Raw genomic sequence first — 20363 nt, forward strand, 5'->3', positions numbered from 1 at the left:
CCAGCAAAAAGATTTGCTGACTAAATGTCCGACCTCAACACACGGGGGTATGAGAGGCCGGAACCAAATATATTATTTGGCACTGACATTCATCGACACACTATTGAGTTCTCAAAGAACAGGCGCACAAACATCCACTCCAGAATCTTGCTGGGGCTTCTGTGAGGCAACTTTTCTAGCCTAGCCGGTCAGTGACTCAGAGTCAAACCCTGGGTGGACCGGCCTATCAGGCGCTCCCCGTACTACCTCGTTTCCCAGGCCCTGTGGGCTCCGGGTCGGTGTCCGTGTCGCTCTGACGTTGAATAAGTTACGCGGCGGAGAACATCACGTCAAATCGCCACGTCAGCATCATGTTCGCGCAGGTCAGGGGCTTGTCATTGGCCTTGGAAACGGCCTGAATCACACGGATGTGACTCAGGCCACCAAGATCATTTTCCGTCGGCTCGCAGGACACCGGCGAAGTTGCGCTTGCCGCGTCGCAGCACCAGCCATCGTTCGTGCAGGTAGTCCCCCGATTGCGGGGCCCATTCGATATCGGTGACGCGCTCGTTGTTCACCGACGCACCACCCTCGTTGACGGCGCGGCGGGCCGCACCGCGGCTCTCGCACAGCCCGGTAGCGACCAGCAGATCAACAATCGTGTCGGGCTGGCCGGGTCCGATCTGGGCCACGGTCCCGTCCACCGCGGCCTCGCGCAGTGCCGAGCCGAGGGTCGACTCGTCGAGGTCACGCAGATCGGCGCGACCGAAGAGGGCTTGGCTGGCGAGCTGGACGGCGCGGGTGTGCTCGGCACCGTGCACCAGATCGGTCATCTCCGCAGCGAGCCTGCGCTGGGCCTCCCTGGCGTGCGGGCGTTCGGCGGTGGCCTGCTCCAGCTCGGCGAGTTCGGCCTGATCGAGGAAGGTGAACCAGCGCAGGTAGCGGACGACGTCGGCATCGGCGGTGTTCACGAAGTACTGGTACCAGGCGTAGGGGCTGGTCATCTCGGGGTCGAGCCAGAGACTGCCGCCTCCGGTTGACTTGCCGAACTTCTTGCCGTCGGCCGAGGTCACCAGTGGAACAGTCATGGCGTGCACGTGAGCGCCGTCGACGCGACGGTTCAGCTCGACGCCCGCGATGATGTTGCCCCACTGATCGGAGCCGCCGACCTGGAGCACACATCCGTGGTTGCGGCGCAACTGCAGGTAGTCGTTGGCCTGCAGCAGCATGTAGCTGAACTCGGTGTAGGAGATGCCGTCGCCGTCGAGCCGCCGTTTGACGGTGTCGCGAGCGAGCATGACGTTGACCGAGAAGTGTTTGCCGACATCGCGCAGGAAGTCCACAGCCGAGAGCTGACCGGTCCAGTCCATGTTGTTCACGATCATCGCGCCGGTCGGAGAATCGTCGATGTCGACGAAGCGCTCGAGCTGCGAGCGGATCCGATCGGCCCAGTCGGCAACGGTGTCGGCAGAGTTCATAGTGCGTTCGCCGACGTCGCGCGGGTCACCGATGAGTCCCGTGGCACCGCCGGCCAGCACGATCGGGCGATGCCCCGCGCGCTGGAACCGCTTCAAAGCCAGCAGCGGCACGAGGTGACCGGCGTGCAGGCTCGCCGCGGTGGGGTCGAACCCCGCATAGAGGCTCTGCGGGCCCTCGGCCAGCGCGGCGCGCAGGGCGTCGAGGTCGGTGGACTGCGCGATCAAACCGCGCCAGGTCAGTTCGTCGATGATGTGGCCGCTCACGCCATGCCATCTTTCCGTACGCCGGTACTGCACCGATGCCCAGGTCCCGGCACGAATTGCGGGACGGGCCGGAACCGTGGGGACCGGTGATCTGCCCAGGGACGGCGACGGCCACCTGGTGCGGCGCCCGGGGCTTCGCCGACCAGATGACCGTCGGACCGATCACCGCCAACCCGACAAGTGATCGATCGCGAAACGCACGACGCGGCGATCGGTGGGTACCGATCGCCGGTCGTGCTCAGGGCTGGGTCATCGCGAGAGTGCGCTGCGCAGGTCGGCGATGGTGGAGCGGCGCTCGTAAGCGATCCAGGCGAAGATCGCGGCCAGCACCAGCGGGAAGATCGCCATTTCGGGCGCATTGGCGATGAACGCCTGGGTGGCGGCGGCCAGCACGGTGAGAACGGTCAGGCCTGCGGCGGCAAGGGCGCTCACCTTCGGCACCATCAGCCCGACACCGCCCGCGACCTCGACGAGCCCGATGAAGATCAGCAGCCCGATCGGGATGGTGAGGTTCTCCGGGGCGTTGTCCATCAGCGCTTGCGGCATCACCAGTTTCGGCCCGCCGGAGGCGATGATGAAGAACAGGCCGAGCACGATCTGCAAGGTCCACAGGACGCGGTTGCGGATGGAGCCCGGACGGTAGGCGACGGTGGTGGCGGTGGCGGTGTTGACGGTCATGTCGATTCCTTCGGGTCGTGCGCGCCGGGTTGGTAGCGCGTTCACCAGACAAGACGGAGCCGCCTCGGGAAATTCATCGCACCCGCCGAGAAACTTCCTCCGAGCTAGCCGGCCTCGGCCGCCCGCGGACTGCGCCGATAGGCCGAAACCGCAGGTGAATCCGGCAACCACAGCCGCCATGGGCGGTCGGCGGCAAGGCTCACACCCACCCGTGGCCCTTCGGCGATCGCCGAAGGGTCCAGTGCCGGACCGAGTTCGAGGCGGATCGGCGACGCGGCGTCGAACAACCGGGTCCCGTAGTCGTCCAAGGTGATTCCGAGCGCACTGCCGAGATTTCCCGGCCCACGGGCGAGCGCGGTATCGCTACGCGCGGCGACGCGGCGGCCGCGGGCCACCTCCGCACCCGCGACGACCTCACCCGACCGGATCAGGACCGCACTGGCGACGCCGTCGGGTCCGCTGGTGACATTGACGCAGGTGTGCATGCCGTAGCTGAAGTAGACGTACAGCACCCCGGGCGGTCCGAACATGACGGCGTTGCGCGGGGTTCTGCCGCGGCCGGAGTGCGCCGCCGGGTCGTGCCACGGCCCCTCCGGGTCTCCCCCGTACGCCTCCACCTCGACGATGCGCACCCCGACCGGGCCCGACCACAGCGTCGCGCCGAGCAATCGGTGCGCAGCCGCCAGCGGTTCCACGGCAAGTTCCTCGGCACTCACGCCAGGGATTCTCCCAGCCGGACACGACCGGCGCAGCGGCCGCATCCGAACTCTGCCAGAGCGGGGTCGACCAACTCATGGTGGAGCGGCGACGCCCGGCACACCCGGGCGGGCCATGCCCGGCGGTGCCGGTCGGTCGATTCCGCAGGCGACGTGGCGACGGTCCCGGACCGATCACTCATGCCCGGCCGGGTCCTGCCGATTCACCAGGCTCGCCAGTCCGGCGAGCTTGTCGGGATTGACTTGGAAGCGCACGTTCTGGATCCGGCCGTCGACCAGGTCGAAGGTGATGGCGCCGACGAGGAGATCGCCGAGCACACCGACGAGGCCGAGTTCGCCGTTGATGGTGGTCGCATCGAGTTCGATGCCGGTGAGGATGGGTTTGGCCAAGACTCCGAGCAGCCACCGGGCGACGTGGTCGGGGCCGTGCAGTGGGCGACGTGCCGCGGTGATCTTGCCACCGCCGTCGTTCCACAACGTGACGTCGGGGGCGAGCAATTCCATCAACGCGTTCAGGTCTCCGCCTCGGCAAGCGGCGAGAAATCGGTCGGTCACGGCTTCGCGCGCGGCCCTATCGGTGTCGAAGCGGGGACGTCTGGACTGAACGTGGGAGCGGGCGCGATACGCGATCTGGCGCACGCTCGCCTCGGGGCGGTCGAGGAACTCGCCGATCTCGGCGTGGGTGTAGCCGAAGACTTCGCGCAGCACGAAGACGGCGCGTTCGACCGGGCCCAGTGTTTCGAGGACGACGAGCATGGCGGTCGAGACTGTGTCGGCCAATTCGGTCTCCTCCGCGGCGGCGGGCGCGGTCAGCAGGGGTTCGGGCAGCCACGGACCGATGTATGTCTCGCGGGTGGCACGCGCGGAGGTGAGCCGGTTCAAGGCCAGATTGGTGACGATGCGGACCAGGTACGCCTTCGGGTGTGTGACGGTGTGCTGGTCGATCGAATGCCATTTCAGCCAGGTGTCCTGCAGGACGTCTTCGGCATCGGTGACGCTGCCGAGCATCTGGTACGCGGTGCTGAACAGCAGTCGTCGATGTTCGGCGAACGGGTCGGCCCGAGTCGTGGGTGTTTGCTGTTCGGACGCGGGCTCGAGGTGGTCGCGGGCCATGGTGTCATCCTTCCCAGCGGAGCCGGGATCGGTGACCGGATCACGGCATTCCGGTCACCGATCATGGAACCTCATGCGTGGACGCGGGTCGCGCGGCCGCCCTTTGACAGTGACACCGAGATGGTCATCTGCCTGCTCATCCGGAAGATCGGCACCGGGCTGCTGCTGACGGCGTCCTTGTACCAGACCGCGGCCCGGCCCTTCAGGTACCAGCGCCGCGGTGTGTCGTCGGCGTGGGTGAACTGGATGACGGCATCGCGGCGGCCGAGGCTGACCGGCTGGTGGAAATAGCCGAACCGGAAGGGCTTCACCTGCTTGCCGCGCAGTCTGCGCGCGAGGGTGTCGGCCACATAGGCGGCGGTGGGCATGCCGCTCTGGCAGGTGCCGTGGATGCGCCCCCACGCCTGTTCGACCGCGGCAGCGTCGCCGACGGCGTGGATCTCCGGATGCGACAGCGAACGCAGGGTCGGATCGACCAGGACCAGACCGCGATCGTCGGTAGCAATGCCGGCCTCGGTCGCCAGTGGTGCGACCTGCACACCAGCGGTCCACAGGGTGAGATCCGCGGGCACGAGTTCGCCGTCGGCCAGTTCGATGGCGTCGGGCAGCACCTTGCTCACGGGGGTGCCGATGCGACGGGCGATGCCGAGCCGGTCCAGCGCACGGTCGAGGTAGGCGCGTGCCCGCTCGCCCATCATTGCGCCGGGCTCGCCGTTGCTGATCAACGTCACGCGGACACCGGGGTGGCTTTCCGCGATCTCGGTAGCGGCCTCGATTCCGGTCAGGCCGCCGCCGCAGACCGCGACGGTGCCGCCGCACGCGGCCATGGTGGCCAGCCGTTGGGAGAACTCGTGCGCACGGCGCGGATCGTCGAGCGTCCAGGCATGCTCGACGACGCCGGGCACGCGGTGGGTGTCGGCTCGGCTGCCGAGCGCGTAGATCAGTTCGTCGTAGGGCAGCGTGGTCGTGCTGTCGACGGTGACTCGGCGAGCCCGCGGGTCGATGGCGGTGGCTCGGCCCCGGACGAATTCGATGCCGGTGCCGTCGAGCAGGTCGGGGATTCGATAGTCGGCCAGCTCCTGACCGGCGGCGATCTGATGCGAGCGCAGCCGTTCGGTGAAGCGATCCGACGGGTTGATCAGGGTGACCCGGACGCCGCGGCCGCGGGTGCGGTGGGCCAGCCGGACGGCGGTGAGCATGCCGGTATAGCCGGCGCCGACGATGACGACGCGGTGTTCGGTGGTCGCGATGGTGGTCATGGCTTTCGCTCCTCGGTCGAGTCACCCGGGGTTTCCTCGGCTGGTGACGACCATGGGACAAATGAGCTCGCTCGGACGTGACACTCCACAATGTGAACTGGATCACAGTTCATAGGTGATCGCTTCAGGGTCGAACCAGGGCCCGATCAGGGCCGGTCCCCGATGTGTGAAAGCCCTGGTAATCCCTAGCGTCGGAATATGTTTCGCAGGACAAGAGCTGCCGCCGTGCGCCGGCTGATAGTTGTTGCCGCGTCGGCACTGATGGTGGCCGCGCTCGCCGTGCTGATCGGTGTGGTGGTTGTGTATCAGCGCGCTGATGTCAGCACCGTCGGGGCGGTCGAATTCACCGATGAGCTACCAATTCCGCCGTTGGCCGATTCGCGGGTCGAGGCTGATGGAACCCGGGTCTTCGACCTGGAGATGCGGGCGGGCCGCGCGGAATTCCGGCCGGGGCAGTTCACCGATACCTGGGGATTCAACGGCGCCTATCTCGGCCCCACACTGCGGGCATCGCGGGGTGAGCGGGTGCGGGTCCAGGTTCACAATGCGCTGGCGGAGGCGTCAACGGTGCACTGGCACGGGATGCATCTGCCTGCGGCGATGGATGGTGGGCCGCATCAGATGGTCGAGCCGGGCGCGGACTGGGCACCGCAGTGGACGATCGATCAGCCCGCGGCGACCCTCTGGTACCACCCGCATCCGCATGGCGAGACCGAATCCCATGTGCGGCGCGGGTTGGCGGGAGTGTTCTTGCTCGATGATCCGGCCGCCGATGCGCTCACGTTGCCGCGAACCTACGGGGTCGACGATCTGCCGATCATCGTGCAGGACGTCAAGTTCCGCGGCGACCAGTTCGACAGCGCCCACGCTATGTTCCGTGACGTGGGCTTTCTCGGCGATGAGACCGTGGTCAACGGCGCACTCGCCCCCTTCCGGACGGTGGGCGACGAGTTGGTACGGCTGCGGCTGCTCAACGCCTCCACCGCGCGCAGCTACACCTTCGGCTTCTCCGACGGCCGCCCGTTCGCCCTCATCGGCACCGATGGCGGCCTGGTGGAGCGGCCCGCAGAGCTGAACCGGATTCAGCTCTCGCCGGGTGAGCGCGCCGAGGTCGTCGTGCGATTCGAGCCGGGCACGCCGACAACGCTGCGCAGCTATCCGCTCGATGCCGGACTGGATTTCTGGACCCAACGTTTCAGCGGCGGCGACGACACCTTCGACATCATGCAGTTCCGGCCGGCCGACACTCTGCGGCCTTCGCCCGCCTTGCCCGCCGCCCTTGTCCGGCCCGAGATCCCCGATGGGTCCGGTGCCGTGGCCGAGCGCGAGTTCGACCTGAGCTTCGGTTCGATCAACGGTCAGCAGATGGCGATGGACCGGGTGGATTTCGCCGTGACGCGTGGCAGCACCGAGATCTGGACGGTCCGCAATATCGACGGGATGCCGCACAACTTCCACGTCCATGATGTGCAGTTCCGGGTGCTCGAACGCGATGGGTCGGCGCCCCCACCGGCACTATCGGGGCCCAAGGACACCGTCTTCCTGCCGCCGGGCGGTTCGGTCCGGCTCGCCCTTCGCTTCGATGGGCCTGCCGACCCGCAGACGCCGTACATGTATCACTGTCATCTGCTCTGGCATGAGGACACGGGAATGATGGGCCAGTTCGTGGTCGTGGAACCCGGCGGTGCGGCGGCCACGCCACCCGTTCACGGGCATTGACCAATTGTCTTCGTACAGGGTCTTGCGCGCCTCTGACCTGCGGCGCTAAATTCATCAGACAGTGAATTCACCACTCGATGAATTGAGGCGGCCATGTCGCACACCCCGTCATCACCGGCCGTGGAGGTGGACGGCCTCACCGTGCACCGCGGTGGACGCGAAGTCCTGCACGGCGTGTCACTGACCATTCCCCGCGGGTCGATCACCGGGCTACTCGGCCCATCCGGTTGCGGTAAGACGACGTTGATGCGCAGCATCGTCGGCACGCAGATCGTGGCGTCGGGCGAGGTCAGGGCCCTTGGGATGCCTGCGGGATCGGCGATGCTGCGCAGACGCATCGGCTATGTCACCCAGTCGCCCAGCATCTATCCCGATATCAGCGTGCGCGACAACGTCGCCTATTTCGCTGCGCTCTACCGCGGCGATCGCGGCGATATCGACGAAGCGCTCGGCGCCGTCGGTCTGCTCGACTATCAGCACCAGCGCGGCGACGAATTGTCCGGTGGGCAGCTCACCCGCGCCTCGCTGGCCTGCGCACTGGTGGCCTCGCCGGAGCTGCTCGTCCTCGATGAACCGACCGTCGGGCTCGATCCGGTGCTGCGGGTCGATCTGTGGAAGCAGTTCCGTGAGCTCGCCGCCACCGGCACCACGCTGCTGGTGTCCAGTCACGTCATGGACGAGGCCGACCACTGCGATCGGCTGCTGCTCATGCGCGAGGGCAACCTCCTTGCACAGCTCAGCCCGGACGAACTGCGAAACGAAACCGGCGAACAAAACCTCGAACAGGCCTTCTTGAGCCTCATCACGATGGGAAAGGCAGCATGAGCACACTCGTCGACCGCGTCCCCGCCCGGCGGCTATCGATGCGTCCGTATCTGGCAACGACCACGCGCATCCTTCGTCAGCTGCGCAACGATCACCGCACCGTGGCGATGATCCTTGTCGTACCCGCACTGCTGATGACCTTGCTGTACTTCATCTACAAGGACACACCGAAGGCGCCGAACCAGGCCACGACGCTGTTCGACCGGGTGGGCATCAGCATGCTCGGCATCCTGCCGTTCATCGTGATGTTCCTGATCACCGCGATCGCCATGCAGCGCGAACGCACCTCGGGCACGTTGGAGCGGCTGCTCACCACGCCGCTGTCGAAGCTCGATCTGCTCGGCGGCTACGGCACCGCGTTCTCCTCGGCCGCCGCGGCGCAGGCGGTGACGGCGTGCCTGGTGTCGTTCGGGCTGCTCGGGCTCGACGCGGCGGGCAATCCCGGCTGGGTGGTGCTCATCGCGGTGGTCGACGCGGTGCTCGGTGTCGCCCTCGGCCTGCTGGCCAGCGCGTTCGCCAGGACCGAGTTCCAGGCCGTGCAGTTCATGCCGCTGGTGGTCGCGCCGCAGATCTTCCTGTGTGGGCTGCTGGTGCCGCGCGATCAGCTACCGGGCTGGCTGGAGGCGATCAGCAATGTGATGCCGTTGAGTTACGCCGTCGACGCATTGCAGCAGGTGTCGGTGCATGCCGAGCCGACGGCGGCGATGTGGCGGGATCTCGCGGTGGTGGCCGGATTCGCCGTGGTGGCGTTGTGTCTGGGTGCGGCCACATTGCGGCGGCGGACGGCATGAGCACGGCCGCACCAGGCGACGGCACCGCGGGCGCTCGCGGAGAACGCAGGGTCGCGCGCAAGAGCGCATCGACTGCCCGCACCGGGCGCAGGCCGGGACATTCGGGCGCCAAAGAGGCGATCATCGATGCCGCGCGGGCCCGCTTCGCCGAAACCGGATTCGGCAAGACGTCGATCCGGGCGATCGCGGTCGACGCCGGGGTCGATCCCGCGCTCGTGCACCACTATTTCGGGTCCAAACAGCAGTTGTTCGCGGCGGTGATCGAGATGCCGATCGATCCGGAGGTGACGCTGCGGGCGGTGGACAACGCGCCGCTGGACCAGATCGGCGAAACGATCGTCCGGGCGGTGGTTTCGGTGTGGGACTCCCCCGCCGGAGCCGGGGTGGTCGCGGCTGTGCGCAGCTTCCTCGGCGGTAGCGGACCGTCCCTGACTCGGGCATTCCTGCTCGAGGTGGTGCTCGAACGGATCCGTGCCCGCATCGCCACACCCGAGGACGACGGCACGCTGCGAATGAATCTCGCCGCCTCACAGATGGTCGGCCTGCTGGTGGCACGCAAGATCGCCATGCTGGAACCGATGGCGTCGATGCCGCTACCGCAGATTGTCGCGGTGGTCGGTCCGACGGTGCAGCACTATCTCACCGGTGAACTCGGCAACGAGGACCTCGCTGCACCGGTGGTGGTTCAGGACTCGGAGAACTGAGTGCTGAACTGCGCGTGCTCGGCGTCGTCGACATCGCGTGCCTCGTCGATGAGCAGCACCGGAATGCTGTTGTGGATCGGGTAGGCGCGGTGCAGGCGCGGGTTGTAGAGCTCGCTCGCGCCGGCGCCGGTGCGCACCAGGTGCAACGGACCCTTGTCCTGCGGGCAGGCGAGCAGGCTCAGCAGTGTGGCGTCGACGGTGGTTTCCTCCGGCATGATGGCTAACCTACCCGCCGCCGGAACGAGATATGACGGTGGCCGAAGAAGCTCACCACCGCAACGAATCCCATCACGACGACCGCGGCGGGCTCATCCGGGAAACCGAGCACCGTCACGGCGAGTTCCAGCAGGACCACGTTCATCAGCAGCCCACCGGAATTGACCGCGACGAACGCCAGGAAATCACGTATCAGGTGCCCGCGTACCCGGAAGACCAGCGTCCGATGCAGTACGAACGCGACGAACACGCTCAGGCAGTAGGCGACGACCACGGCGACCGACGGCGGCACATCGTCGCCGAGCACCGCGAGCCAGGCCACGGTGAGCACGATGCCGAGCAGCGTGTTGAAGCCACCCACCACGGCGAACGCAAGCTCCTGGCGGCGGACCAAACGCAGCAGCGGGCCGGGATCGTGGTCCGCGGCGAGCACCTGCCCGCCGGCCACCGCAGGCTGCGGGACGTCCGCTTCCGAGAGCGCTGCCTCAGCGGTTGCGGACCCGGAGACCCCCGCGATGTCGACGGGGCCGGGCCGGTGCGGATCCGGCTGGGCTGCGGCGCGGGGGCCGCTCATGTTCGGGCTTCCACCAAGTCGGGCTCGTCCGGCTCGGGTGTCTCCGGTTCAGCTGACGGAGGCTCGGCGGGTTCGTCGGTGTCGCGGCGGCGGCCACGCAGGTAAGCCCATTCCATGACCGCGAGCCCGATCAGCCCGGCAACGATCGCCGCACCGCCGATCTTCCACCCGGGCGGGCGCCAGCTCAGCACCAGTTCCGCACCCTCGGTACCGGGTGGGATGTCCACGGCGACGAATGTTTTCGCGACGACACTGATCGGCACCTCGCGACCATCGATACTCGCGCGGTAGCCGGGCCAGCCGAGCCTGGCGAACACGACCTTGCCGCCGGTGTCGGAGTCGACGCGGATGCGGCTGGTCAGATCCGATTCGCCGAGCGAGGTGGCGGTGACACCGTCGCTATGGGCGATGCGGCCGCTGCGGGTCGAGAGGAGGCCGTCCACGCGCTCGAGGACCGAGATGTAGTCCTCATGGCCGGGGTAGTCGACCCATTTCCAGCCGGGCGGGGCGGGTTGGGTGCGTGCGTCGGGGAACAGTGCCCGCTGTAGAACGACCCGGTCGATCAGCATCAGGTCGACGATCGGGCGCCCGGTGGTTGGTTCGGTGACGAAGGCGCGACGATAGGCGTCCGGACAGACGCTGGTGTCCCAGCGCATGCACAGCAGCTCACCGAAATAGAAGTGCCCGTTCGGGGTGTAGCCGCCGACGTAGGTCAGCTCCAAGTCCTTGGCGTAATTGCCGAACACCAGCGAACCGTAAGCGTCGTCGAGGTTGTTCTGCCCGGGTTGGATCAGACCGCGCTCCCCCAGTTGCAGCGTGTTGCCGGGGAAATCCGGGAACGCGGCCTTCGCCTCGGCCCGGTTCGCGGGCAGATTCCAACTCATCGGTGTCGGCTGCGCGGCCCGCACCTGCAAATAAGCGATGGGCGCCACCGCGGCGATGCTCAGTGCGCAGGCCAGAGCCGTACCGCGGGTGCGGCCGAGCCACACCACGGTTGCTCCGAGCGCGGCCACCCCCAGCGCGGACACGATATGCCAGACAGCCTCTTTCGGTGCCGCCGCGAGCGAACGCAGCAGCAGCACACCGATCAGCAGTCCAGCGCCGATACCGCGCCTACGCCAACCGGCGACGGTGCCGTATCTGCCCAGCAGCACACACACCAGCAGAAGCAGGCCGAGTGCCACCATCGGCAGCACCCGCGCCGGCCAGCGCAGCGGCCCCATCGTGCCCGGCCCCGCCGTCCACAGCAGCGCGACGACGGTGAACAGGCCGACGGCGCTGAGCTCACGGGCCGCGCCCGCCGCACGACGCCAATCGATGAACGCCAATGCCGGAATCAGGAACCAGGCGATGTACACCATCGGCAACGGCTGCACGAAACCCCACCATGAGGTGAAGGCGGGCAGCGTACTCGGCAGGCTGGCATTCAACGATTCCGACCACGGCACCGTCAGGAACGGGTCGTTCTTGATCTCTTCGGCGCCGCGCCAGGTGACATCGGCGGTCAGCAGACTGGGCAGGTAGGTCGCCAGTCCCGCCACCGCCGCACATTCGGCGACGACCACCAGTCGCAGCGGCGGCGCCCAGCGACGCTGGTAGATCACCTCGCCGACGATCACCGCGGCGATCATCACGCCCGCCTCGACCGCGGGAAAGATGTACTGCACCGAGATCGCCAAATACAGGAAGACGAACACCGGGATCGGTCCGCTGCGGCCGCGGGCATACCGCACACCCGACGCCCAGGCATGCACCAGCCACGCGGTTCCGGTGAAGGCCGTCATCCAGCTCGCGGCATCGAAGAACAGCAGGAACCCGGTGAACGGGAACGTCACACCCGCCACGGCCGACCAGGCCGGTTTGGCGCCGTAGACCAGGGCGATCCGGTACACGCCGAGCCCGAGGATCACCGCGAAGATCAGCTTGACGAGCGTGGCGTACAAGGCGATGTTGTCCACCGACGGCGCGATCAGGTCGATCAACAGCTGCGGCGGATTCAGCAGGCCCGCTTCCTCGATCGTGTAATTGCCCGCGAGCCAATGCTCGGGCACCATCGCGGGGAACCGGCCCTCGCGCAGGTATCGGCCGGTCATCACCCACAGCGGGGCGTACTGGGATTCGGTGTCGTCGGTGTAGAAATGCCGGACGTTGGCGGCGAGCACAGCGAGATACCCCGCGACCACGCCGATCGCGGTGATGATGCCCCACCTGAACACGTCCGACCGGATACCGGCTCGACTTTCCACCACGAGTTCCAGACCATACATGCCACCACATCCGCCGGTCGCGAACCTGATGACGCACCGGGGAATCGGTTCAGCAATCAGGCGCGGACCCCGTGTTATCGTTCACGACGGCTCGGGCTCACCCATGCGTGACGAGTACCGGCACGCGCACCGTCATCGAAAGTCGATCTCGCCAATGCCGATTCCTCCCAGGCCAGCTTCTCCGGGGCCGATCAACGCACTTCCGGGTTCCGTCGTGTCGGCTCGGGAATCGGCGCACACCGATGGCGACGTGCGCTCGGTATCGGTAGTGGTCCCGGTGTATCGGGGTGAACGCACCATCGGCGCGCTGGTCCGCGAACTCGATCAGCTGTCGGGTCCAACGCTCACCCCGGACGGCACCGCCTTCGTCATCGACGACATCGTGCTGGTCCACGATCACGGACCCGACCGCTCCGACGTCGTCCTCGAACAATTGCGCCGCGACTATCCGCAGGTGCGCGTGGTGTGGTTGAGCCGCAACTTCGGTCAGGATGCGGCGACCATCGCCGGTATGGCCGAAGCACGCGGTGAATGGATCGTCACCATGGATGAGGACGGCCAGCACGATCCTGGCTGTATCGCAGCCTTCCTCGACGCCACCCTGGCGGGCCGAGCCGACCTTGTCTACTCGAAGCCGACCAACACTCGCCCGCACGGCTTTCTGCGCAACCTCACCTCGCGCGGCGCAAAAGTGGTGCTCGCGACGGTGTTCGCGTTCCCCGATTCGACGAGGTTCGAAAGCTTTCGCCTTATCCGCGGCGATATCGGGCGCCAGCTCGCCCAGGTCGCCGCCAACGGCGTGTATCTCGATGTGGCGCTCACCTGGGTGGTCGGGACCACTGTGTCGGTACCGGTGGCATTGCGCGCCGAGGGCCGCGAGGAATCCGGTTACAACTATCGGCGGCTGTTCTCGCTGTTCTGGAAGATGGTGCTGTGCACCGGCACCCGTGGGCTGCGGCTGGTCAGCCTGCTCGGGGTGACGCTCGCGCTGGCCGGCGGGATCCTTGCCGCGATCATCATCTACACGGCGTTGACCAGTGACAACGGTGATCCCGAAGGCTGGGCGTCGATCATCGTTGTGCTGCTGCTGTGTTCGGGTGCGGTGCTGTTCTCGTTGGGCCTGATCGCGGAATACCTCGGTGTCGCGCTGCATATTCTGGTCGGCAAACCGCTGTATCTGACCGTCGAATCGCCGACCCCGCGATGCGGCGAGACAGCGTCCGCCGACCCGGTGAGCGCCGAGGTAGTCGCCCGGTGAGCGAGGATCGGGTCATCTTCAGCAGGCCGTACCGCGCCGCGGCGGAGGTCGAGAACCTGCGCGCAGTGCTCGACTCCGACCACAGCCATGGCGACGGCCGCTTCACCAAGACCGCGACCGCGAAAATCAAAGCCATCACCAACAGCCCGCACGCACTGCTGACCACCTCATGCACCCATGCGCTCGAATTGGGCGCGCTGCTGCTGGAATTGGGCCAAGACGACGAGGTCATCGTCCCCAGCTTCGCCTTCACCTCCGCCGCCACCGCCGTCGCGTTGCGCGGCGCGACCTGCGTGTTCGTCGATATCGACCCTGCGACCGGCAATATCGACCCGATGTCGGTCGCCGACGCGGTCACCGACCGAACCAAGGCCGTCCTGGTCATGCATTACGGCGGAGTCGCCGCCGACATGGCGCCACTGCTCGAGATCGCCGGTGAGCACGGTCTCGCCCTCATCGAGGACAACGCGCACGGCCTCGGCGGCACCTGGCGCGGCCGCGCCCTCGGCACCATCGGCACCATCGGCACGCAGAGCTTCCACGACACCAAGAACGTGCATTGTGGTGAGGGCGGTGCGCTGCTGCTCTCCGATGAGATCCTGATGGGCCGCGCCGAGATCATCCGAGAGAAGGGCACCGACCGGGCCAGGTTCCTGCGCGGACAAGTCGACAAATACTCCTGGCAGGACATCGGATCCAGCTACCTGCCCAGCGAACTCAATGCCGCCGTGCTCGATGCGCAACTGGCCGAATTCGATCGCATCCAGACCGGCCGTCACCGGGTATGGGACGCCTATGCGTCCGCACTTCCGGAGTGGGCGCGACGCAACGATGTCCGGCTGATGCAGGTGCCCGGCGACCGGGAGCACACCGCGCACCTTTTCTACCTGCGGCTGCCCAGCGAAGACATACGCGACACCATGATCCGGCACCTGGCCGACCGCGGCATCGTCGCGCCGTTCCACTACGTGCCGCTCGATTCCAGCCCCGCCGGCCTGAAGTACGGCCGTACGCCCGTGCCGTGCACGCACAGCGCCGAATTCTCGGCGACCATCGTCCGGCTGCCATTGTGGCCGATGCTGGGTGATGATCAGATCCAGCGAGTGGTAGACGCGGTGACCGCGTTCGCCGTCTAGAGAATCGCCGACTACCGACGGGATACGGTCCGAGCGGCGTACTACCCGGACCGCGCCACTCAGCCGAGTACTTCGCGCCCCGCCGACTCCGTCAGCACCTCATAGGACTCGGTCTCCGCGTTGTACCACCAGGTATCCGGACCCGGCTGCGGCCGTCCGGCGGCCTGTACGGCACGGGTGGACGGCCGATACGAGGCACTGCGGGGAATCTCGCCCACCACGTGCACCAGATCGGGCCGCTGCCGCGCGTCGAGTGCCCGCATCGCCTCGGTGACGTCCTTGGGCTCCAACCGGAAACCGTCGCGCACACACACCGCAGCCACCGCCAGCGTCCGGTCACCGACCGGGAGACCGTAGGCGACCTCCATATCGACCGCGGTGACATCGTTGAGAGTGTCGACGATCGGCTGCGTGTACACCGGACCACGCGGTGTGTGGATGACGGTGTCGGTGCGGTCGACCAACCAATAGTCACCGTCGGAGTCCCGCCGGAACAGGTTCTCGGTCGGCATCCACGAATCGCCCGCGGTGAAGACACCACGCAGACCGCCGCGCGAGAGGTCAACGCCCTCGGAGGCGGATCCGATCAGCAGGCCAACCTCGTTGTCGGCGCAGCGACGCGCGAATCCGGATTCGTCCACCTCGATCTGTTCGGTCACCGGGTCGTAGGCGACCAGCTCGACGCGCGCGGTGCCGGGCACGGGCCTGCCCTTGCAGCCGGGTTTGCTGCCCGACACGTGGGCGAGCACCACATCGCCCTCGATGGATGCGTAGAACTCGAGCACTCGGGCAGGCGCGAACTGCTCGGTGGTGCGCCGCCACAGCCCGGCGGGCATACCCGAGCCGATGAACAGCCGGATCGGATGCTGATGGCCGACGGGGAAGACCTGGGCGTCGAGGATGTCGCGCAGCATCGTCCAGGTGTAGGTCACCACGGTGACGCCGTAGCGGTGCACCTCCTCGGCGAAGCGCGCTGGATCCAGCGACCTGGCCAGCGCGATTCGGCTACCGCCTGCGACGGCACCGCCGAGACTGACCAGCAGACCCGATGAATGGTGCAGCGGCGCCAAGCAGTAGACGGTGTCGCGGCGGTCGAGGTCGGCGGCCGAAGCGGTGCCGAACGCCGACAGCGCCCACCGGTGATTGGTGATGTACTTGATCTCCAACCGGCCGCCCGTGCCGGTGACCAGCACGAATGCCAGCTCCCGTGCCAGGCCGGGATTAGGGCGATACCAGGCGGGCAGCCGCACCTTCGCCGGATCGATCTGCTCCAGATCGATGACGTCCTCGCCCTGCGGGATATCGAGCCCGCGGGCGTCGCCACCACCGAGCACCAGCACCCGCTGACCGGTCGCCGCCGCATGCCGCAGATTCTCCGGATCCGAGATCAGGATCTTGGTCGCGGTCTGCTCCAGCGCGCTGCGCAGCTCACTGCCTGGTGCCAGCAGCACCGCGACGGCACCGAGCCGCGACAGCGCAGCCACGGCGACCAGGGCGCTCGGTCGGGTCTCCATGACGACGCCGACGCGGGTCGCGGGCCGGATCCCGACCGAGATCAGACCGCGCACCACATTGTCGATCCGGACATCGACGGCGTCGTTGGTGTGCACCCGATCGTCGAACAGGAAGCACTCCCGCAGCGGCGCACGCTTGCACTGCTCGGCCATGAGCTTGCCGAGCGAGATGCGGGTGTGCGGCTGGATCATGCCAAGGCGGGTCAACCGGGGCAGCGCCCGCGCGGCCTCTCCAGCCAGCTCGAGCGACCCGCGCACGGTGTTGCCCGCGATACCTTCCAGCGCGCGACCCATCCCGGTGCCGGCTTCGGCCAGCGCTGCCGCGGTGTGCACGACGCGGGTGGTCGCGGTACGGGGCCGGTTGCTGTCCACATGTTCGGCCATCGGTGTGACCGGTTCCGGCAGCGCTGAGCTGCCGTCGACCCAGCCGATCCAATCGCGCACCGTCGGCCACGTGTGGTTGGTGGCGACGCTGCCCGCGACCAGGCCGAAATGCCCGGCCAGCAGCGTCGCCTCGTACACCTCGGCGTTCGGTGCCGCGCGGACGATGCCGCGGACCGCCGCGGGCTGACCGATATCGTCGACCTCGCCGACGAAGGCCAGGATCGGGCATTTGAGTTCGGCAAGAGAGATCGGCTGATCGCGGATCACGAAACCACCGAGCATCATCCGGTTGTGCGCGACGAACTGCTTGAGCAGATCCGCCGCCGCCGGTCCCGCGTAGCCGACCCAGCCGTCGCTGTTGAGGAAGCGACGCTGACGTTCCTTCGGCAGCAGCGCCTCCCGGTCGTGCAGCTGACGTAGGAAGTCGATCCTCGATTTCGCCGTCTTCACCGGATCGAGCATCTGGAAGCCGATACGGACCATCGAATCGGTGATCGGCAGCCGGGTCACCACATGGTCGGCCAGGAAATCGGCGACATCGGAGGCGAGGCCGTAAGGCAGTCCGAACGGCATCCCCGCGACTATGTCGACCGGGCTGCCGAAGGTCACGATGCTGGATACGCCCTTGCCGTAGCGGAAGGCGGTGGTCTGATAGGCGAACATGCCACCCTGCGAATAACCCATCAGGTGCACACCGGCACCGGTCGCCTCACAGACCGTGTCGATGGCGCTGTCAACGGCGAGGACGTGATCGGCGAGATCGCGTTCCCAGCCGCCCTCCTCGATGGCCGGTGAACCGAAATCGACCACCCAGCAGTCGATCCCGGCATTGTGCAGAATGCCGACCGCGCCACCTTCGGCGTTGACATCCCAGATATCGGCGTTGACCATGAGCGGCGGCACCAGCACCGCGACCGGACGGCCGGGGGTGGTGTCATCGGGGAAGTAATGTCGCAGCCGGTACATGCGGCGGCGCTCGACCACCTCGAACGGCGACGACTCGACGTCATGACTCAGCCCGCCGAAACGGATCACCTCCAGACCGTTCTGCGCGGTCGCCATCAACCGCTGCATCGATCCGGCCATCTCTCGCACACTCAACTTCACGATCCGCTCCCAGCCCTACCCTCTGAAACGTGATGCCCATCACACACCCCGATGTGTTCGAACGAGCTTCCCATATCGCGCCTCGATCATGTGTCAGCTGTGATGTGTTACATCATGGACCGCCGTGAGCAGGGGCGGCGACAATGCCGCAGATATGGTGGGATTTGTGACCGATACCCTCGCCAACCCGCTGATCGACCGCGAGACCCTCGAAGTCGAGCTGGTCGACGACGATGGCCGTGCGGTCGGATCGTGCCAGGTGGCGCAGGCGCATCGGGCGCCGGGCATGCTGCATCGCGCGTTCTCGGTGCTGCTGTTCGACCGGTCCGGCCGGGTGCTGCTGCAACAGCGGGCCCTGATCAAGACCCGATTCCCGGGCCGCTGGTCCAACACATGCTGCGGCCATCCCGCTCCGGGAGGCTCGGTCATCGAGGCCGCCGCAGTGCGGCTGATCGAGGAAATGGGTGTGCGCGCCGCGCTGACCGAGGCCGGGGTCTTCCGCTATCAGGCCGAGGACCCGGCGTCCGGACGAGTGGAGCACGAATGGGATCACGTGCTCATCGGCCGGCTCGACGACGTCGACCCGCATCCGCATCCAGCCGAGGTCGCCGACTACGCGTGGGTCGATCCCGCGCAGTTGCGTACCGCGCTCGCGGACGACCCGGACAGCTACAGCCCATGGTTGGGTTCCGTGCTGGATATCGCCACGTCCGCAGTTCGGCCGCTCGCCTGACATCTGCCGGGCCCGCCACTCCCCTCCGCCGTGATTCGCGTTCGTGCAGATCATGTCTTCACAGGGCACGACGCTGCCGTCACCATTCGGGTGCGCAGACGACCAATCGATCCGAATCCGCAGCACGGGTAAGTCGCCTTGCGGCGGAGGATCACTCGGCGAAGTGACCGCCCTGAATCCGGCGTGCGATGCGCGCGGCCGCGAGCTGCACGGCACCGACCGCCGAGGCGGGGTCGAAGCCGGTGATCTCGTGGATGCGTGAAAGACGGTAGGTCACGGTGTTGCGGTGTACGAACAGGGCGCGTGCGGTGCCGAGCTGGTTGAAATCGGTGTCGAGGTACAGGTCCAGTGTTTGCGCCAATTGTGGCTGATGATCGAGGGGATTCAGCACCGTGGCCAGATCGGCGCAGGCCGCCCCGCTGCGCGCCAGGGTGTACTCCAAGGGCAGTTCCCGCCGCAGGCATACCGGTTCGGTCCGTCCCAAGCAGCGGCCGAGCTCGGCCAGCACCCTGGCTTCCGCGAAAGCCGCGGGTACCTGTGCTCTGGTCGCTGCCCGCGCCACACCGGCCCACCACCCACAATCGGTGCGGGCGGAGAATTTCGACACGAGCTCGGCGAGCGAACCTGGCACCTCCTCGTCGGCTTGCTCCGCCCACGGCAGCAGCGCAGTCCAGCCGCGCCGGTCCATCCGGACGAACGATCCGGGTGCGGCATCGATGGCGTTACGCAGTTCGGTCAACGCGGCCGGATCACCGTCGCCCACCCGGAAGACCACGACATGGAACGCAGTGCCGATCGGTGTCGGCGACCCCGGCAGCCACTCCCCCGGGTCGGTACCGCAGAGCAGTGCGTCGGCGACAACCCGCAGGCGTTCACGCTGTTCCCAACCGGGCTCGTGGACACCTGCCGCGGCCGCTACGGCGATCCGCCCGGTGACCGTCAGCAGGTATTCGATCAGCGGTTCGGTGGTTTCCCGGAGGATTTCGGAATCCTCGGCGGATCCCGATTCCGCCAGTTGTGAACGCACGACGTGCGCACCGATCCGATAGTTGTTCAGCACTTCCGCCAACGGCGCACCGTCGCGCACGCGGGCCACCGCCAGGTCCACGATTTCCCTGGTGTCGGCTTCGTCCGGGAGCTTGCCGGTGCGCAGGAACGCGAAGAACAGCTCCACATTCAGCCGCGAACCGTGCAGGAAGCCACCTTCGATCAACGACTGTGGCAGCCCCTCGTAGAGCGGTAGTTCGGCTGCGAACCGGTCGACGACCGCGATCGCCCGATCGTGCAGTACGGCCAGAGCCGTATCGGGGATCTGCGCCTGCATCACGCCTCCTTCGCCGGAAGATCCGGGCGTCATGCTACGAGTGGGCGTGCTGGTGCGGAGAGTATCGGCCGTTGGTCATTGCGATTTGCGACCTGAGCGCCGTCTCTCCTTGTTGGCTCGTGAGGTTGGGGCCGGCAGGCCCTGAGCATGGAGGTTCAACATAGTTTGATGCGCATATCTACGTAGCGCGATTGATACGCGCCACAGGTGGATTGGGGCCGTGAGCGCGCTGCGGTCGTCACCGAGCCAGGTGAGGATCGTCCACATTGGCCGATACGAGAGGACATATTGTCTACGACAGCGTCATCCACCGGCCCCCGCGAC

Annotated in this window: 17 protein-coding genes; 7 read left to right on the plus strand and 10 right to left on the minus strand. The window is 67.0% G+C overall.

Annotation, left to right across the window (positions count from 1 at the left end; genetic code table 11):
• Positions 1-428: 428 nt before the first annotated feature.
• The 5 genes from tyrS to GV792_RS19745 form a co-directional block, all read right to left on the minus strand.
• Positions 429-1721 carry a tyrosine--tRNA ligase gene (gene tyrS / locus GV792_RS19725; protein WP_163825652.1) on the minus strand — a complete coding sequence of 431 codons (1293 nt, stop codon included), beginning with the start codon at positions 1719-1721 and terminating at the stop codon, positions 429-431.
• A gap of 249 nt (positions 1722-1970) precedes the next feature.
• On the minus strand, positions 1971-2399 hold the full coding sequence (locus GV792_RS19730; protein WP_163825654.1) for a DoxX family protein: 429 nt from the start codon (positions 2397-2399) through the stop codon (positions 1971-1973).
• A gap of 104 nt (positions 2400-2503) precedes the next feature.
• On the minus strand, positions 2504-3115 hold the full coding sequence (locus tag GV792_RS19735) for a DNA-3-methyladenine glycosylase (protein ID WP_309138725.1): 612 nt from the start codon (positions 3113-3115) through the stop codon (positions 2504-2506).
• Positions 3116-3289: 174 nt separating this feature from the next.
• Entirely contained in the window at positions 3290-4228 is a 939-nt protein-coding gene (locus GV792_RS19740; protein ID WP_163825658.1) for an RNA polymerase sigma-70 factor, read from the minus strand.
• Positions 4229-4299: 71 nt separating this feature from the next.
• The gene (locus tag GV792_RS19745; RefSeq protein ID WP_163825660.1) at positions 4300-5487 is read right to left on the minus strand and encodes an NAD(P)/FAD-dependent oxidoreductase; all 1188 of its coding nucleotides are present in this window, start codon (positions 5485-5487) and stop codon (positions 4300-4302) included.
• Positions 5488-5685: 198 nt separating this feature from the next.
• Between GV792_RS19745 and GV792_RS19750 the strand changes: the two genes are divergently transcribed.
• The 4 genes from GV792_RS19750 (at position 5686) to GV792_RS19765 (ending at position 9526) form a co-directional block, all read left to right on the plus strand.
• Positions 5686-7206, plus strand: coding sequence for a multicopper oxidase family protein (locus GV792_RS19750; protein WP_175583235.1), 1521 nt, complete (start codon positions 5686-5688; stop codon positions 7204-7206).
• 93 nt (positions 7207-7299) lie between these two features.
• Positions 7300-8031 (plus strand): ABC transporter ATP-binding protein, encoded by a 732-nt coding sequence (locus GV792_RS19755; protein ID WP_163825661.1) that lies wholly within the window; start codon positions 7300-7302, stop codon positions 8029-8031.
• Positions 8028-8822 carry an ABC transporter permease gene (locus GV792_RS19760; protein WP_163825662.1) on the plus strand — a complete coding sequence of 265 codons (795 nt, stop codon included), beginning with the start codon at positions 8028-8030 and terminating at the stop codon, positions 8820-8822. Before GV792_RS19755 ends, GV792_RS19760 begins: the two co-directional genes overlap by 4 nt.
• Entirely contained in the window at positions 8819-9526 is a 708-nt protein-coding gene (locus tag GV792_RS19765) for a TetR/AcrR family transcriptional regulator (protein WP_163825663.1), read from the plus strand. Before GV792_RS19760 ends, GV792_RS19765 begins: the two co-directional genes overlap by 4 nt.
• On the opposite strand, the gene GV792_RS19770 is transcribed toward GV792_RS19765, so the two are convergent.
• The 3 genes from GV792_RS19770 to GV792_RS19780 are packed head-to-tail and all read right to left on the minus strand — an operon-like array spanning position 9508 to position 12583.
• Positions 9508-9741, minus strand: coding sequence for a Trm112 family protein (locus GV792_RS19770; protein WP_163825665.1), 234 nt, complete (start codon positions 9739-9741; stop codon positions 9508-9510). The genes GV792_RS19765 and GV792_RS19770 overlap by 19 nt on opposite strands.
• A gap of 5 nt (positions 9742-9746) precedes the next feature.
• Complete coding sequence (locus GV792_RS19775) at positions 9747-10316, minus strand: GtrA family protein (protein ID WP_163825667.1); 570 nt, start codon at positions 10314-10316, stop codon at positions 9747-9749.
• On the minus strand, positions 10313-12583 hold the full coding sequence (locus GV792_RS19780) for a hypothetical protein (protein WP_175584578.1): 2271 nt from the start codon (positions 12581-12583) through the stop codon (positions 10313-10315). Before GV792_RS19780 ends, GV792_RS19775 begins: the two co-directional genes overlap by 4 nt.
• Before the next feature lie 250 nt (positions 12584-12833).
• Between GV792_RS19780 and GV792_RS19785 the strand changes: the two genes are divergently transcribed.
• Both GV792_RS19785 and rffA read left to right on the plus strand, forming a co-directional pair.
• Positions 12834-13841 (plus strand): glycosyltransferase, encoded by a 1008-nt coding sequence (locus GV792_RS19785; RefSeq protein ID WP_163825819.1) that lies wholly within the window; start codon positions 12834-12836, stop codon positions 13839-13841.
• Entirely contained in the window at positions 13838-14977 is a 1140-nt protein-coding gene (gene rffA, locus GV792_RS19790) for a dTDP-4-amino-4,6-dideoxygalactose transaminase (RefSeq protein ID WP_163825671.1), read from the plus strand. Before GV792_RS19785 ends, rffA begins: the two co-directional genes overlap by 4 nt.
• Positions 14978-15036: 59 nt before the next feature.
• Here rffA and GV792_RS19795 read toward each other — a convergent pair whose 3' ends face one another.
• A complete protein-coding gene (locus tag GV792_RS19795; protein WP_163825673.1) occupies positions 15037-17982 on the minus strand; it encodes an acyl-CoA synthetase in 2946 nt (981 codons plus the stop codon).
• Between the two features lie 166 nt (positions 17983-18148).
• On the opposite strand from GV792_RS19795, the gene idi reads away from it, so the two are divergent.
• A complete protein-coding gene (idi, locus tag GV792_RS19800; RefSeq protein ID WP_309138554.1) occupies positions 18149-18715 on the plus strand; it encodes an isopentenyl-diphosphate Delta-isomerase in 567 nt (188 codons plus the stop codon).
• A gap of 151 nt (positions 18716-18866) precedes the next feature.
• On the opposite strand, the gene GV792_RS19805 is transcribed toward idi, so the two are convergent.
• Positions 18867-20039, minus strand: a complete 1173-nt coding sequence (locus tag GV792_RS19805) for a PucR family transcriptional regulator (RefSeq protein ID WP_163825674.1) — start codon at positions 20037-20039, stop codon at positions 18867-18869.
• Positions 20040-20363: the final 324 nt, after the last annotated feature.

The organism is Nocardia cyriacigeorgica (assembly GCF_010868145.1).
GTDB lineage: Bacteria > Actinomycetota > Actinomycetes > Mycobacteriales > Mycobacteriaceae > Nocardia > Nocardia cyriacigeorgica_D.